Below are 15,313 nucleotides of genomic sequence, written 5' to 3' on the forward strand. Positions count from 1 at the left end.
CCCTCTAATGCGCCGTCAGCTTGTCCAGGGCGCCGGGCTTGTCATGGATGGCAAGCCGGTCGACCAGCGTCTCCGAGGCGGCGTTCATGCCGATCAGCTGCACCTGCGCGCCGTCGCGCCGGAACTTCAGGATCGCCATGTCCAGCGCCTGCACCGAACTGATGTCCCAGATATGCGCCCCTCTGACGTCGATGGTGACATGATCCAGCGGTTCTGCAAAGTCGAACGCGGCCATGAAGTCCTCGACCGAGGCATAGAACATCTGCCCCTCGACGACATAGGTCCGGCTGCGGCCGTCCGCCGACAGGGTCGAGGTCACGCGGAACAGCTGTGCGATCTTGGCGGCGAAGAAGATCCCCGACAGCAGCACGCCCACCAGCACCCCGATGGCCAGGTTGTGTGTCCAGACGACCGTGGCGACGGTTGCCAGCATCACCACCGACGACGAGCGCGGATGGGTGCGCAGGTTGGCCAAAGACGACCAGCTGAAGGTGCCGATGGACACCATGATCATGATCGCGACCAGCGCCGGCATGGGAATGCGGCTGACCAGATCGCCAAGACCCACCACCAGGATCAGCAGCGCCACCCCGGCGGTGAAGGACGACAGCCGACCCCGTCCGCCGGATTTGACGTTGATCATCGACTGTCCGATCATGGCGCAGCCCGCCATGCCCCCGATGAAGCCGGTGGCGGTGTTGGCCAGGCCCTGGCCGATGCATTCCTGGTTGCGGTTGCTGCGCGTGTCGGTCAGCTCGTCCACCAGGTTCTGGGTCATCAGGCTTTCCAGCAGGCCCACGATGGCGACCGCGATGGAATAGGGCAGGATGATCTGCAGTGTCTCCAGCGTCAGCGGGATGTCGGGGATCAGGAACATCGGCAGCGTGTCGGGCAGCGCGCCCATGTCGCCCACCGTGCGCACGTCCCATCCGAAGGTCATCGCAAGACCGGTCAGCACGACGATGGTGACCAGCGGCGACGGGATCACCTTGGTGATGCGCGGGAACAGGTAGATGATCGCCAGCGACGCCGCGACCAGCACGTAGGTGAACCAGGTCACGCCGGGTGCGGACAGGTCCAGTTCGGGCAGCTGCGCCATGAAGATCAGGATCGCCAGCGCGTTCACGAACCCGGTCATCACCGATTTCGAGACAAAGCGCATGAAGCGTCCCAGACCGGCCAGGCCGCAGCCGATCTGGATCAGGCCAGCCAGCACGGTGGCCGCCAGCAGGTATTCAAGCCCGTGATCGCGCACCAGCGTGATCATCAGCACCGCCGTCGCCGCCGTCGCGGCCGAGATCATGCCGGGACGGCCGCCGGTGATCGCGGTGATGACCGCGATCGAGAAGCTGGCATACAGCCCCACCTTGGGGTCCACGCCCGCGATGATGGAAAAGGCGATGGCCTCGGGGATCAGCGCCAGGGCCACGACAAGGCCCGAAAGCAGGTCGGGCCTGATGTTGCCCAGCCATTCGTTCTTGTAGGTCGTCAGTGAAAACATGTGTCATCCGTTCCTGACCGGGCCGTCGTGGCCTGCGGTCCGACAGTCAAGTGTCAAGGTTCGAATTGTCCGGCGGATCGGCGGCCGGAAGAGCCACCCGGAATCTCACCGGGTCCATGCACGTGTCGGGCTGATAGCCGCAAAGAGGCCGCTGGCGCAACCCCCTTGCGGCCAGGGGGCCTCAGCCGCGGGTGCGCAGCAGGCCCATGATGTCCTTGGTCCGCTCCAGGATCGGCATGGCGACGGCCGCCGCGCGGTCGGAACCGTCGGCCAGGATCGCGTCGATCTGGGCGGGGTCGGCCATGTATTCGGACATGCGCCGGGTGATGGGCGACAGCGCCTCGACCGCGACCTCGGCCAGGGCGGGCTTGAACGCGCCGAAGCCCTGACCCTCGAACCGGGCCAGGACCTGGTCGGGGGTCTCGTCCGTAAGGGCGGCATAGATGTTGATCAGGTTGCGCGCCTCGGGGCGGTCCTTCAGACCGTCCATCTGGCCGGGCAGGGGGTCGGCATCGGTGCGCGCCTTGCGGATCTTCTGGGCGATGGTGTCGGCGTCGTCGGTCAGGTTGATGCGGCTGGCATCCGACGGATCGGATTTCGACATCTTCTTTGACCCGTCGCGCAGGGACATGACCTTGGTGGCCACACCTTCGATCAGCGGTTCGGTGATCGGGAAATGGGTGACGCCGTAATCGTGGTTGAACTTGGCCGCGATGTCGCGGGTCAGTTCCAGATGCTGCTTCTGATCCTCTCCGACGGGCACGGCGGTCGCCTGATAGGTCAGGATGTCGGCCGCCATCAGCGCCGGATAGGCCAGAAGGCCCAGGCTGACGTTCTCGGCGTTCTTGCCGGCCTTGTCCTTGAACTGGGTCATCCGGTACATCCAGCCCACGCGCGCGACTGTGTTGAACAGCCACGCCATCTCGGCATGGGCGCTGACCTGGGATTGGTTGAACAGGATCGACTGCGCGGGGTCCACGCCCGACGCCATGAAGGCCGCCGCCGCCTCGCGCGTGCGCGACAGCAGGATCTGGGGGTCCTGCCAGACGGTGATCGCGTGCAGGTCGACGATGCAGTAGATCGTCTGCGCGTCCGGGCCCTGCAGGTCCGCGAACCGCTTGAGCGCGCCAAGGTAGTTGCCAAGCGTCAGCCCGCCCGACGGCTGGATGCCGGAAAAGATGCGCGGGCGGAACTGGGCGTTGATCGGGTCGGACATGAGCGGCCTGCCTTGGAATTTCCTGCCCGCTGGCTTAGCGGTTGACCGGTGCCTTCGCAACCCAAGGAAACCCCATGCGATCAAGCCTGCCTGAATCGCCGCTGAACCCGCTGCCGCCCGTGATCTGGCTGCTGACCCTGCCCGTCATCGCCTCCGAGGCGGTCTTTGCCCTGGGCGGCGCGGGCCTGATCGGCGGGGCCGAGGGCGTGGGCCTGCGCCTGTCCGCGATCCGCATGGCGGCGTTTCCGCCCGAACTGGCGCAGCGGGCCTGGACGTTGGGGGCGTTCGATCTGGAACAGATGTACCGGTTCCTCAGCTTCGTGTTCATCCATGTCAACGCCATGCACGCGCTGTTCGTCGTGGTCTTCACGCTGGCTTTGGGGAACATGGTCGCGCAGAATTTCCGGCCCTGGGCGGTGCTGGCGCTGTATTTCGGGTCGGCCATCGGCGGTGCGCTGGTCTATGCCGCGATCATTCAGGCGGTGGGCGCGCGGTCCGCGCCGCTGATCGGCGGCTATCCGGCGGTCTATGGGCTGGTGGGGGCGTTCACCTTCCTGATCTGGACGCGGCTGGCGGCAGAGAACGCGAACCGGATGCGGGCCTTCACGCTGATCGGCATGCTGCTGCTGTTCCAGCTGGTCTTCGGCCTGATCTTCGGCGGCGCGGGCCTGGGCTGGATCGCCGAGATCGCGGGCTTTGGGTTCGGGTTCGCGCTGTCCTTCGTGCTGGTCGACGGGGGGATGGCACGCGCGCTGGCGCAGCTGCGCCAGCGTTAACCGCGCCGGACGGCGGCGCGCAGTTCCGACGGGCGATAGCCGACGATGACAAAGGCCAGCGCGAAATAAAGCGCGGCGCCGCCAAAGACCAGGATCGCCAGCCCCGCGCCGCGACCCATGCCCGCGGCCTCCAGCCAGCCGCGGGTCGCCCACAGGACGGCGGCCATCAGCGCGGATGCCAGCAGGATGCGCGGGAACGACCGGCGCAGGCGCGCATCGGCGCGCGCCGCCTGACCCATCGACCGGGTGCCCCACCACAGCTGCGCCACCATGATCCAGGCCGCGATGGTCGTGCCAAGCGCCGCCGCCAGGAACCCGAAGATCGGCATCAGGCCAAAGGCCGCGACGGCGTTCACCACCATCGAGATCAGGGCAAAGCGGAACGGGGTCTTGGTATCCTCGCGCGCGAAATACAGCGGCTGCAGGATCTTCTGCAGCACGAAGGCGGGCAGGCCAAAGGCATAGACGATCAGCGCCGCCGCCGTCTGCTGCGTGTCGAACGCGGTGAAGGCACCGCGTTCGAACAGCGTGCTGACCATTGGTTCTGCGATCACCGCGATCGCGAAGGCAGAGGGCAGCGTCAGGAACAGTCCGAACTCCGTGGCGCGGGAATAGGCCGACTGGCCGCCCGCGTGATCCTCGGCCCGGATGCGGCGGGCCAGTTCGGGCAGCAGGACGACCGCGACCGCCGCGCCCACCACGCCCAGAGGCAGCTGGTACAGCCGGTCGGAATAGGACAGCCAGGCGATCGCGCCCTCGAACCGGGATCCGACCTGGCGGCCCACCAGCAGGTTGATCTGCACGACGCCGCCCGCGAATGCCGCGGGCAGGGCCACCGCGATCAGGCGGCGCATGTCGGGCGTCAGGCGCGGGCGGTGCGGCCAGAACGTGTATCCGGTCCGCCGCGCGTCCCACCAGACCAGCGCCAGCTGCGCGACGCCGGTGACGGGCGTGGCCCAGGCCAGGGTCAGGCCCAGGTCCCACCCCTGCCAGCGCCCCAGTCCCATCGCCACGATGAACAGCAGGTTCAGCAGCACCGGCGCCGCCGCCGCGGCCGTAAAGCGGCCGTTCGCGTTCAAGACGCCCGAGATCATCGAGGCCATCGAGATCAGCAGGATGTAGGGAAAGGTGATCCGCCCGTATTCGACCGCCAGGTCGAACCGTTCATCGCCCGCGAACCCCGACGCCATCAGCCAGACCAGCCCCGGCATGAAGATCATCGCCACCGCCGACAGCGCCAGCACCGTCATGAACAGCCCCGAGAACGCCTCGCGCGCGAAACGCTGCGCGTCGGCCGGGTCGTCCAGCTTCTTCGAGAACATCGGGATGAAGGCGGTGTTGAACGCGCCCTCGGCGAAGAAGCGGCGGAACATGTTGGGCAGGGACAGCGCGATCAGGAACGCCTCGGCCACGGCGCCGGTGCCCAGCCAGGCGGCCATCAGAATGTCGCGCACGAAGCCCGACGCGCGCGAGATCAGCGTCCATAGCCCAACGGAGAGGAACCCCCGCACCAATCCGGATTTCATGCCTGTTCAGCCTCGGCCCGTTTCACGCCGTCGGCGATCGCCGTGCGCAGTTTCTTTTCCAGCCCGTCACGTTTCGCGGGGCTGTGCAGCTTCAGGCCGAACATGTCCTTGACGTAGAAGCTGTCGACCACCTGCGCCCCATAGGTCGCAATGACGGCGCTGACAATCTGGATGTGGGTCGCGGCCAGTGTCCGCGTCAGGTCGTACAGCAGGCCGGGGCGGTCGCGGGTGTCGACCTCGATGATGGTATAGATGTCGCTGCCTTCGTTGTCGAAGGTGATGTGGGTCGGGAACTTGAACTCTCGGTTGCGCTTTTTCGGCTTGTCCCGGCTGGCAAAGGCCTCGCGGGCGACGATCTCTCCGGCTAAGGTGCGCAGGATGGTCTGTCGCAGGCGGGGCAGGCGATCCTCGGCAAAGGGATGCCCCTCGGCGTCCTGGACCCAGAACACCGCCGTCGCATAGCCGTCCCGCGTGGTATAGGTGCGCGCGTCGACCACGTTCGCCCCGGTCAGCGTCAGCGCCCCGGCCAGCCGCGAGAAGATGCCCGGATGGTCCGACAGCACGAAGGCCGCGCGGGTCGCATCCCGGTCGGGATCGGCGCGCAGGTCGATGCGGATCTCGTCCGCGCCCAGGCCAGACAGAAGGTCGGCAAAGACGGCCTGGGTCTGGGTCTGCAGGCCCGACCAATAGGCGTCGTAATGGCGCCCCAGTTCGGCGCGGATGGTGCGGGCGTCCCAGCCCTTGGCGATCAGCAGGTGGCGCAGCGAGCGTTTCGCCTCGGTCTGGCGACGGTCGCGGTTCAGCTCCTCCAGCCCGTTCTCCAGCGCGGCCGCGGTCTCCTGGTGCAGCTGGCGCAGCAGCGCGGCCTTCCAGTTGTTCCAGGTGCCGGGCCCCACGCCGCGGATGTCGCAGACGGTCAGCACCAAAAGCATGTCCAGCCGCTTGCGGGTCTTCACCGCCTTGGCAAAGTCGCGCAGCGTGCGCGGGTCGCTGATGTCGCGTTTCTGCGCCACGTCCGACATCAGCAGGTGATGGCGCACCAGCCATTCGACCGTGTCGATGTCGTCCTGCGCAAAGCCGAAGCGCGCCGCGATCCGCCGCGCGATACGCGCCCCCAGGATCGAATGATCCTCGGGGCGGCCCTTGCCGATGTCGTGCAGCAGGGTCGCCAGATACAGCACGCGGCGGTTCACGCCGGCCTGGATGATCTCCGAGGACAGCGGCAGGTCCTCGGGGTGTTCGCCGCGCTCGATCTCGGCTAGGGCGGCGACGCATTGGATGGAATGTTCGTCCACGGTGTAATGGTGATACAGGTTGAACTGCATCATCGCCACGACGGGTTCGAATTCCGGGATGAAGGCGGCCAGCACGCCCAGTTCGTTCATGCGCCGCAGCGCGCGTTCGGGGTTTCCGTGCCGCAGCAGCAGGTCCATGAAGATGCGGATCGCCTCGGGGTCGGACTGCACCTTGTCGTCGATGCGGTCCAGGTTCGCGGCCACCAGGCGCAGCGCCTCGGGGTGGATCAGCACGCCGGTGCGCAGGGCCTCCTCGAACAGGCGCAGGATGTTCAGCGGGTCGGCAAGAAAAGTCGCCTCGGTTTCATAGGACAGGCGACCCTGTTGATCGACGAAACCCGCGCGCATCTTGCGCCGCCGACGGAAGATGCGGCCCAGGAAGGGTGCTGCGCGAACATGGCGGGTCTCCAGTTCCGTCAGGAAGACGCGGGTCAGCTCTCCGACGCGGGTGGCGTGGCGGAAATAGTCCTGCATGAAGTACTCGACCGCGCGCCGGGCGGTGGTGTCGACATAGCCCATGCGCCGCGCCACCTCGACCTGCATGTCAAAGGACAGCACGTCCGACGGCCGCCCCGCGATCAGATGCAGGTGGCTGCGCACCGCCCACAGGAAATCCTCGGCCTGCCAGAAGGCCAGATGCTCGTCGCGGGTGAAGACGCCCAGATCGACCAGCTCGACCGCCCGGTCGACGCGGTGGATGTATTTCGCGATCCAGTACAGCGTCTGCAGGTCGCGCAGGCCGCCCTTGCCCTCCTTGACGTTGGGTTCCAGGACATAGCGCTGGCCGCCCTGACGGGTGTGGCGCGCGGCGCGTTCCTCCAGCTTGGCCTCGATGAATTCGGGGATGGTCCGCTCGAACAGTTCGGCCCACAGGCGGGTGCGCAGCTCCTCGGCCAGGGGGGCGTGGCCCGTGACCAGGCGGTGTTCCACCAGCGAGGTGCGGATCGTCATGTCCGCCGCACCAAGGCGCAGGCAGTCGTCCACGCTGCGGATCGAATGGCCGATCTTCAGCTTCAGATCCCACAGCATGTACAGCATCGATTCGACGACGCTTTCCGACCAAGGGGTGATCTTCCACGGGGTCAGGAACAGCAGGTCCACGTCGGAGGAGGGCGCCATTTCGGCCCGGCCATAGCCGCCGACGGCCAGCACGGCCAGGCGCTGCGTCTCGGACGAGGACTGCTGGGGGTGCAGGCGCGTCGTGGCCACGTGATGGACCGCGGTGACAAGCGCATCCGTCATCATGGCGATGGCACGCACCGTCTCGCGCGCGGCGCGGGGATGGGTGGCAAAGGCGGCCTCGATCGCCTCCATCGTCACGGATCGCGTCAGGGCCAGCATCGCCACGGTCTGCGCGCGGATCTGGCGGGGGTCGGTGGTTCCCGCCAGCTGCCGGTCCAGGCGGGCCAGCAGCTGGTCGGTGTCCAGGTCGGGTCGGGCCGCGACGATGGTCATCGGTCGGCGCGTCCGGCCCCGGTCACGACCCCAGCCCGCGCGAATTGCGCGGTGCGGGGTCCAGCACGACCAACTGGCCGCCGCGGATGGTGGCGACCGCCAGGCCACGCTGGACGGTGCCATCGCGCTGCAGGCGGAAGACGCCGCCCACGCCGTTGAAGCCCGCACGCTGCGTCAGGCCCGTGGTGGTCAGCGCGTTGCGCTGTCCATTGCGCACCAGCGAGGAGATCGCCGCGACCCCGTCATAGGCCAGCGAGGCCAGCTGATGGGGCGCCTCGCCATAGGCACCGGCATAGCGGGCCTCGAACTGGCGCTGCAGGGTCTGGTCGGGGATCGCGAACCACCCCTCGGCCAGCTGGGGCATGCCGAGGCGCGACGAGGGTTGGTCCCACCGGGTCAGGCCGATCATCTGCGTGCCGGGCGACCGCACGCCCGCCGCCGCCAGCTGTTCGGTCAGATAGGGCAGGACGGCCTGGTTGTTGGCGGTCATGAAGACCGCGTCGATCGACCCCGACGTCGCGGCCTGGGTGATGCGGGGAACCACGCCGTCGACCCCGGTGATCGAGACCGGGTGGTCGACCCGACCCGCCATGCGGGCGCCGTTGCGGGCGATCGCGGCCTCGATCGCGCGGCCGCCCAGCTGGCCTGCTACGTCGTTCTCGGCCACGACCAGCAGGTTGCGCTTGTTCTGCGTCATTCCGTACCCGACCAGGCGGTCGGCCACGTTCTCGAAGCTGTTGCCCAGGATGAAGACGTTGCCGCCCGCGACCTGGGTGTTGTTGGAAAATGTCAGCACGTTGATGTTGCGCGCCTTCATGGCATTGCCCACCGCGTTGGCGCCGTCGGCGAACAGCGGACCCAGCACGATCTGCGCGCCCGCGTCGGCGGCGGCATTGGCCTGGGCCACCGCGCTTTCGGTCGATGCGCCGCTGTCATAGACGCGCAGGTCGATGGTCGCGCCCTGGGCGTCGGCCGCGGCCATGCGGGCCGCGTTCTTCAGGCTGCGGGCCAGCCATTCCAGGTCGTCCGACCCGGTCCCGCCCGGCGCCAGCAGCGCCACGCGCACCGGTTCGGACGGGTCGATCAGGGGGCCCGTCTCGGGGCCGCTTGCCTGCGTGGTGCCGCCGGTCGGCTCGCACGCGGCCAGAAACAGGGCCGATACCACCGTCGCCGCTTTCAAAAGGACATGGCGCAGACCCGCAGGCCGGGTTGTGGCGAAGGCTGACATGTGAAACTTCCCTGCTTTATGTTATGACGCGCGCGGATGGCGGCAGCCTATGTCCTGTCTTTGCGATTGGCAATCAGCGCCGGCCCCGTGCGGGCCGGAACCGGAGGCAGGATGACCGACCGCCGCGACCCCCCGAACCATGGGCCGAACCCTATGCCGAACTCTGGGCAGGACCCCGCCCGCCGCCTGGCCGCGCATGTCGAGGCCGCGCGCCTGGACCCCGGCCTGTACCTGGTCGCGACCCCCATCGGGGCGGCCCGCGACATCACGCTGCGCGCGCTGGACGTGCTGAACAGCGCCGACATGCTGGCGGCCGAGGACACGCGCGTGCTGCGCCATCTTCTGGACATCCACGGCGTGCCGCTGCGCGGGCGGCGCATCCTGTCCTATCACGACCACAACGGCGACCGGGCGCGTCCCGCGCTGCTGGCGGCGCTGTCGGACGGGGCCAGCGTGGCGTACTGTTCCGATGCGGGCACGCCGCTGGTTGCCGATCCCGGCTATCGGCTGGCGCTGGACGCGGCAGAGGCCGGGGCGCGGGTCCATGCGCTGCCTGGGCCGTCCTCGGCGCTGGCAGCGCTGTCGCTGGCGGGGCTGCCAAGCGACCGGTTCCTGTTCCTGGGCTTTCCGCCGCCCACCCAGTCCGCGCGCCAGACCTGGCTGCGCCGCTGGATGGCGGTCGATTCGACGCTGATCCTGTTCGAGAGTCCGCGCCGCGTGTCCCGCACGCTGGAGGATCTGGCCCTGATCGACCCCGCCCGCATCACCGTCGTCGCGCGCGAGCTGACCAAGAAGTTCGAGGAGGTGATCCGCGGCACCGCTGCCGACCTGTCCACCGATCCGCGCATGGCCACGCTGAAGGGCGAGGTGGCGATGGTCCTTGACCGCCCCTCTGCCGTTGAGATGGACGAAGACCGCGTGCGCGCCGTCCTGACTGCGCATATGCGCACCATGTCCGTCAAGGACGCCGCGCGCGAGGCCGCGCAGGAGCTGGGCCTGCCGCGCCGCAACGTCTATCAGCTGGCGCTTGGGCTGGCGGATCGTGACTGAGCTTGGCGGCAGGCGCGAGGGCCGGGGCCGCACCGCCGACCTGTCCGGCCGCCTGGCCGAGGAGAGCGTCCTGCGTCTGTATCACCAGCGCGGCGCGCAGGTTCTGGCGACGCGCTGGAGCGGGCAGGGGGCCGAGATCGACCTGATCGTGCAGGACGGTCCCGACCTGGTCTTCGTCGAGGTCAAGGCGTCGCGCAGCCATGCCGACGCCGCCCTGCACCTGCTGCCCGCGCAGATGCGCCGGATCACCCAAGCCGCGCTGGAATATTGCGACCGACAAGGCCTGGGCGAGGTTTCCATGCGCTTCGACGTGGCGTTGGTGGATGCCACCGGTCGGGTGGAGCTGATCCCCAATGCCTTCGGCGAGGTCTGAGGCAGGCTTGCATCCGCCCCGGCGGCGGGCCACAACTTGTCCGAAATTCAGGAGGGCCCCATGAGCCTGTATGTCGCCTTGCAGATGGACCCGATCGAGGATGTCTCGATCCACGCCGACAGCACGTTCCGCATCGGCCTGGAAGCCGAGGCCCGCGGCCATCGGCTGTTCCAGTACACCGTCGATCAGCTGCGCTATGACGAAGGGCGCATCGTCGTGCGCGGCCGCCCCGTCACCTTGCGCCGGACCGAGGGCGACCACGTCACCTTCGGCGACTGGACCGAGGTCGAGGCCGGCGATTTCGACGTGATCTGGCTGCGCCAGGACCCGCCCTTCGACATGGGTTATGTGACCTCGACCCATCTGCTGGACCGGGTGCATCCCCAGACGCTGGTGGTCAACGACCCGTTCTGGGTCCGAAACTGCCCCGAAAAGCTGATGGTGCTGGATTTTCCCGACCTGACGCCGCCCACCATGATCGCCCGCGACCCCGCTGCCTTCAAGGCGTTCCGGGCGCGCCACGGAGAGATCATCGTCAAGCCGCTTTACGGCAATGGCGGGGCGGGGGTGTTCCACCTGAAGCCCGGCGACCCGAACCTGTCGGCCCTGCTGGAGACCTTCGCGGGTATCAACCGCGAACCCATGATCGCGCAGAAATACCTGCCCGCCGTGGTTAAGGGCGACAAGCGCATCATCCTGGTCGACGGCGAACCCGTGGGCGCCATCAACCGCGTCCCGCAGGAGGGCGAGGCCCGGTCGAACATGCATGTCGGCGGGCGCGCCGAGAAGATCGGCCTAACCGAGCGCGAATTCGAGATCTGCACCCGCATCGCCCCCGTGCTGCGCGAGAAGGGCCTGATCTTCACCGGCATCGACGTCATCGACGGCTGGCTGACCGAGATCAACGTGACCTCGCCCACCGGCATCCAGGAGCTGGAGCGGTTCGACGGCATCAATGCCGCCGAGGCCATCTGGGAGGCGATCGAGCGGCGCGTGGCCGCCAAGGGCTAACCCCCCGCGACGTAGGGCAGGCGATAGCTGATCGCCTCGGCCAGGTGGCGGGTCAGGACATGGTCCGACCCGTCCAGATCGGCGATGGTGCGCGCACTGCGCAGGATGCGGTGATAACCGCGTGCCGTCAGGCCCAGCCTTTCCGACGCCTTCAGGATCAGCGCGCGCCCGTCCGCATCGGGCGCGGCGATCGCGTCCAGCAACGGTGGCGGCGCATCGGCGTTCACCGTCACGCCGGGATGGTCGCGGAACCGCTTTGCCTGGATCGCGCGGGCCGCCGCGACGCGGGCCGCCACCGTAGCGGACGTGTCGCCCGCCGGCAGGTCCAGGTCGGTCAGGCTGACGCCCGGCACCTCCAGCCGCAGATCGAACCTGTCCATCAGCGGCCCGGAGATCTTGCCCAGATAGCTGTCGCCGCAGACCGGCGCGCGCGAACAGGCCCGGCCCGGATCGGCCAGATAGCCGCAGCGGCACGGGTTGGCCGCCGCGATCAGCAGGAACCGGCTGGGATAGCGGATATGCGCGTTGGCGCGGCTGACGAAGACCTCGCCTGTCTCGACCGGTTGGCGCAGGCTTTCCAGCACCTTGCGGTCGAATTCCGGCAGCTCGTCCAGAAACAGCACGCCGTTATGGGCCAGGCTGATTTCTCCCGGCTTGGCCTTGGGGCCGCCGCCGACGATGGCCGGGGAGGACGCGGTGTGGTGCGGACTTTGAAAGGGCGCGCGGCGCGAGATCTGGCCGTTCTTCAGCAGCCCCGCCACCGAATGGACCATCGAGGTCTCCAGCGCCTCGCGTGCGGTCAGGGGTGGCATCAGGCCGGGCAGGCGTGCCGACAGCATGGATTTGCCCGCGCCGGGGGGACCGACCATCAGCAGATGATGACGCCCCGCGGCGGCGATCTCCAGCACGCGTTTGGCGCGTTCCTGGCCGCGGACGTCGGACAGGCACGGGGGCTGGGGGCCGTCGACGACCTGGCCGGGGCGGGCCGGCGCGATAGGCGCGCGGTCAGTCAGGTGATCAACCACGGCGCGCAGCGTGTCGGCGGCCAGGACCGGCACCTGTTCGATCCACGCGGCCTCGGCGCCGCAGGCCCGGGGACAGATCAGCGCGCGGTCGTCATCCGCGGCCGCGACGGCGGCGGGCAGCGCGCCCGCGACCGCGACCAGCCGCCCGTCCAGCGCCAGCTCGCCCAGGGCCACGCAGCGGGCCAGTTCCTCCCGGGGCACGATGTCCAGCGCGGCCAGCACGGCCAGCGCGATTGGCAGGTCGAAATGCGACCCCTCCTTGGGCAGATCGGCAGGCGACAGGTTCACGGTCAGCCGCTTGTTCGGCAGGGCGATGGCCAGCGCGCCGAAGGCCGCACGGACGCGTTCCTTGGCCTCGCTGACGGCCTTGTCGGGCAGACCCACGATGGAGAAGCCGGGCAGGCCTGCCGCCACGGCGCATTGCACCTCGACCAGGCGGGCTTCGATGCCTTTGAAGGCCACGGAATAGGCGATGGCGACCATGTTACCCCTCGGTTGTCCCGGAATGGTTAACGGCAGCGGCCTTAAGGAAGCGTTAACGGGCGCGCTTTCCTTGCGGCAGCGGCGCCGCGTCGCTATCTGGGGCGCAGGACCGATGGGGGTGGCGCATGCAGGGCAGGCGGATATTGCTGATCGTGGGCGGCGGGATCGCGGCCTTCAAGGCGCCGGCGCTGATCCGGCTGCTGCGCGCGGCGGGCGCGTCGGTGACGCCGGTGCTGACTGCTGCGGGCGCGCAGTTCACCACGCCCATGACCCTGTCCGTGCTGGCCGGAGAGCCGGTGCACGACACGCTGTGGGATCAGGGTGCCGAGGCCGAGATCGGCCATATCCAGCTGTCGCGGCAGGCCGATCTGGTCGTCGTGGCCCCGGCTACGGCCGATCTGATGGCCAAGATGGCCCAGGGATTGGCGAATGATCTAGCATCCACCCTGCTGCTGGCGACGGACAAGCGCGTTCTGATCGCGCCGGCGATGAACGTGCGGATGTGGCACCACCCCGCGACGCAGCGCAACCTGGCCACGCTGCGGGGCGACCGCGTGCTGTTCGTCGGCCCGGACGAGGGCGACATGGCCTGCGGCGAATACGGCGCGGGCCGCATGGCCGAACCCGAGGCGGTCGTGGCCGCGATCCGTGCGGCCCTGACCGACGGGCCGTTGACGGGGCGGCATGTGATCGTGACGTCCGGCCCCACGCATGAGCCGATTGACCCGGTGCGCTATATCGCCAACCGCTCTAGCGGGGCGCAGGGGGCGGCGATCGCCGCGGCGCTGCGCGATCTGGGCGCGCGGGTCAGCTTCGTGACCGGCCCCGCATCCGTGCCGGCGCCGCAGGGCGTCGACGTGATCGCGGTGGAAACGGCGCAGCAGATGCGGGATGCAGTCGCGGCCGCGCTGCCCGCCGATGCGGCGGTGATGGCGGCGGCGGTGGCCGATTGGCGCGTGCTGAACGGCAGCGACCAGAAGATCAAGAAGACCGGCGACATGCCGACGCTGCAGATGGCCGAAAACCCGGACATCCTGGCCTGGATCAGCCGCGATGCGCGCCGTCCGCGCCTGGTCGTGGGGTTTGCGGCGGAAACGCAGGACGTGACTGCCCATGCGACCGCGAAGCGGCTGCGCAAGGGCTGCGACTGGATCGTGGCGAACGATGTCAGCCCCGCCACGGGGATCATGGGCGGCAGCCACAACACCGTCACGCTGATCACCGAAGCCGGGGCCGAGGACTGGCCGCGGATGGACAAGCATGCCGTGGCGGCCCGGTTGGCCGCGCGGGTCGCGGGGGTATTGGCATGAGAACCTATCTGGACTGGAACGCCACCACACCGCTGCGCCCCGAGGTCAAGGTCGCCATCACCGAGGCGCTGGAAATCTCCGGCAACCCGTCATCGGTCCATACCGAGGGGCGGGCCGCCAAGATGGCGCTGGAACGCGCCCGCGAGCAGGTGGCCGTGGCCCTGGGCGCAGACGGGGCCGACGTGGTCTTCACCGCCGGCGCGACCGAGGCCGCGGCGATGGTCCTGGGACAGGGCGGGTTCCACTGCGCCCCCGTGGAACACAGCGCCGTCAAGGTCTGGTGCGAGGCGGACCTTGCGGTCGACGGCAACGGCATCGTCACCGTGACCGACCCCGCACGAACCAGCCTGCAACTGGCCAACAACGAGACCGGCGTGATGCAGGACCTGCCGCAGGGGCTGCATTCCAGCGACCTGACGCAGGCCTTCGGCAAGGTGCCCATGGCGTTCAACTGGCTTGGCGTGACGGCGGGCTTCGTCAGCGCGCACAAGCTGGGCGGGCCGAAGGGAATCGGTGCGCTGATCCTGAAGAAAGGCACCGACCTGCCTCCGCTGATCAAGGGCGGCGGGCAGGAGCAGGGGCGCCGTGCGGGGACCGAGAACCTGATCGGCATCCTGGCCTTTGCCGCCGCCGCCACGGCCGCGCAGCGTGATCTGGACGCCGGGCTGTGGGACGCGGTCCGCGAGCGGCGCGACGCGCTGGAGGCGCGGATCTGCGACATCGCGCCCGGCGCGGTGATCGTCGGAAAGGCCGTGCAGCGCTTGCCGAACACGACATGCCTTCTTACATCGGGGTGGAAGGGCGAAACCCAGGTCATGCAGATGGATCTGGCAGGGTTCGCGATCTCGGCCGGCTCGGCCTGTTCATCGGGCAAGGTCCGGGCCAGCGGCGCCCTGCAGGCGATGGGGTTCGACGATCAGCTTGCGCAATCGGCGATCCGGATCTCGATAAGCCCCGCTGTTGGGGACGATCAGATCAACCGATTTGCGGATGCCTGGGAAAAGGCGTATTCACGCTGGCGCGACAGGAATGGACCGACCGCGGCCATTTGAGGAAAAGGACTG

12 protein-coding genes and 1 other annotated feature are annotated in these 15,313 nt (G+C 68.6%); of the genes, 6 read left to right on the plus strand and 6 right to left on the minus strand.

Annotation, left to right across the window (positions count from 1 at the left end; genetic code table 11):
• Positions 1-4 precede the first annotated feature (4 nt).
• Both SY26_RS13475 and trpS read right to left on the minus strand, forming a co-directional pair.
• The gene (locus SY26_RS13475; RefSeq protein ID WP_046000950.1) at positions 5-1,501 is read right to left on the minus strand and encodes a SulP family inorganic anion transporter; all 1,497 of its coding nucleotides are present in this window, start codon (positions 1,499-1,501) and stop codon (positions 5-7) included.
• A gap of 63 nt (positions 1,502-1,564) precedes the next feature.
• Positions 1,565-1,620: a sequence feature (sul1 is cis-regulatory element that is thought to sense ions involved in sulfur or methionine metabolism; They are found in Alphaproteobacteria), on the minus strand.
• Between the two features lie 62 nt (positions 1,621-1,682).
• On the minus strand, positions 1,683-2,717 hold the full coding sequence (gene trpS / locus SY26_RS13480) for a tryptophan--tRNA ligase (protein ID WP_046000951.1): 1,035 nt from the start codon (positions 2,715-2,717) through the stop codon (positions 1,683-1,685).
• A 74-nt stretch (positions 2,718-2,791) separates the two neighbouring features.
• Here trpS and SY26_RS13485 point away from each other — a divergent pair, with 74 nt between their 5' ends.
• Positions 2,792-3,493, plus strand: coding sequence for a rhomboid family intramembrane serine protease (locus tag SY26_RS13485; protein ID WP_046000952.1), 702 nt, complete (start codon positions 2,792-2,794; stop codon positions 3,491-3,493).
• Here the strand turns inward: SY26_RS13485 and murJ are convergent.
• From murJ to SY26_RS13500, 3 genes are read right to left on the minus strand one after another with little or no spacing between them, the layout of a single operon-like run.
• Entirely contained in the window at positions 3,490-5,019 is a 1,530-nt protein-coding gene (gene murJ, locus SY26_RS13490; protein WP_046000953.1) for a murein biosynthesis integral membrane protein MurJ, read from the minus strand. The two genes, SY26_RS13485 and murJ, sit on opposite strands and share 4 nt — an antisense overlap.
• Positions 5,016-7,769: a [protein-PII] uridylyltransferase gene (locus SY26_RS13495; protein WP_084693856.1), complete on the minus strand. Its 2,754-nt coding sequence runs from the start codon at positions 7,767-7,769 to the stop codon at positions 5,016-5,018. Before SY26_RS13495 ends, murJ begins: the two co-directional genes overlap by 4 nt.
• 22 nt (positions 7,770-7,791) lie before the next feature.
• Positions 7,792-8,997 carry a penicillin-binding protein activator gene (locus tag SY26_RS13500; protein WP_046000954.1) on the minus strand — a complete coding sequence of 402 codons (1,206 nt, stop codon included), beginning with the start codon at positions 8,995-8,997 and terminating at the stop codon, positions 7,792-7,794.
• Positions 8,998-9,108: 111 nt separating this feature from the next.
• Between SY26_RS13500 and rsmI the strand changes: the two genes are divergently transcribed.
• Genes rsmI through gshB form a run of 3 tightly spaced genes read left to right on the plus strand, consistent with a single transcriptional unit; the run spans position 9,109 to position 11,431 of the window.
• The gene (gene rsmI / locus SY26_RS13505) at positions 9,109-10,047 is read left to right on the plus strand and encodes a 16S rRNA (cytidine(1402)-2'-O)-methyltransferase (RefSeq protein WP_232303348.1); all 939 of its coding nucleotides are present in this window, start codon (positions 9,109-9,111) and stop codon (positions 10,045-10,047) included.
• On the plus strand, positions 10,040-10,420 hold the full coding sequence (locus tag SY26_RS13510; protein ID WP_232303349.1) for a YraN family protein: 381 nt from the start codon (positions 10,040-10,042) through the stop codon (positions 10,418-10,420). The genes rsmI and SY26_RS13510 overlap by 8 nt, the downstream gene beginning before the upstream one ends.
• A gap of 60 nt (positions 10,421-10,480) precedes the next feature.
• Entirely contained in the window at positions 10,481-11,431 is a 951-nt protein-coding gene (gshB, locus tag SY26_RS13515) for a glutathione synthase (RefSeq protein ID WP_045982231.1), read from the plus strand.
• Here gshB and SY26_RS13520 read toward each other — a convergent pair.
• Positions 11,428-12,939 carry a YifB family Mg chelatase-like AAA ATPase gene (locus SY26_RS13520; protein WP_046000955.1) on the minus strand — a complete coding sequence of 504 codons (1,512 nt, stop codon included), beginning with the start codon at positions 12,937-12,939 and terminating at the stop codon, positions 11,428-11,430. The two genes, gshB and SY26_RS13520, sit on opposite strands and share 4 nt — an antisense overlap.
• Before the next feature lie 125 nt (positions 12,940-13,064).
• On the opposite strand from SY26_RS13520, the gene coaBC reads away from it, so the two are divergent.
• Both coaBC and SY26_RS13530 read left to right on the plus strand, forming a co-directional pair.
• On the plus strand, positions 13,065-14,249 hold the full coding sequence (gene coaBC, locus SY26_RS13525; RefSeq protein WP_046000956.1) for a bifunctional phosphopantothenoylcysteine decarboxylase/phosphopantothenate--cysteine ligase CoaBC: 1,185 nt from the start codon (positions 13,065-13,067) through the stop codon (positions 14,247-14,249).
• Positions 14,240-15,301, plus strand: a complete 1,062-nt coding sequence (locus tag SY26_RS13530; protein WP_198143177.1) for a cysteine desulfurase family protein — start codon at positions 14,240-14,242, stop codon at positions 15,299-15,301. The genes coaBC and SY26_RS13530 overlap by 10 nt, the downstream gene beginning before the upstream one ends.
• The last annotated feature ends 12 nt before the right edge of the window (positions 15,302-15,313 follow it).

Source organism: Paracoccus sp. 228 (genome assembly GCF_000967825.1).
Classification (GTDB): domain Bacteria; phylum Pseudomonadota; class Alphaproteobacteria; order Rhodobacterales; family Rhodobacteraceae; genus Paracoccus; species Paracoccus marcusii.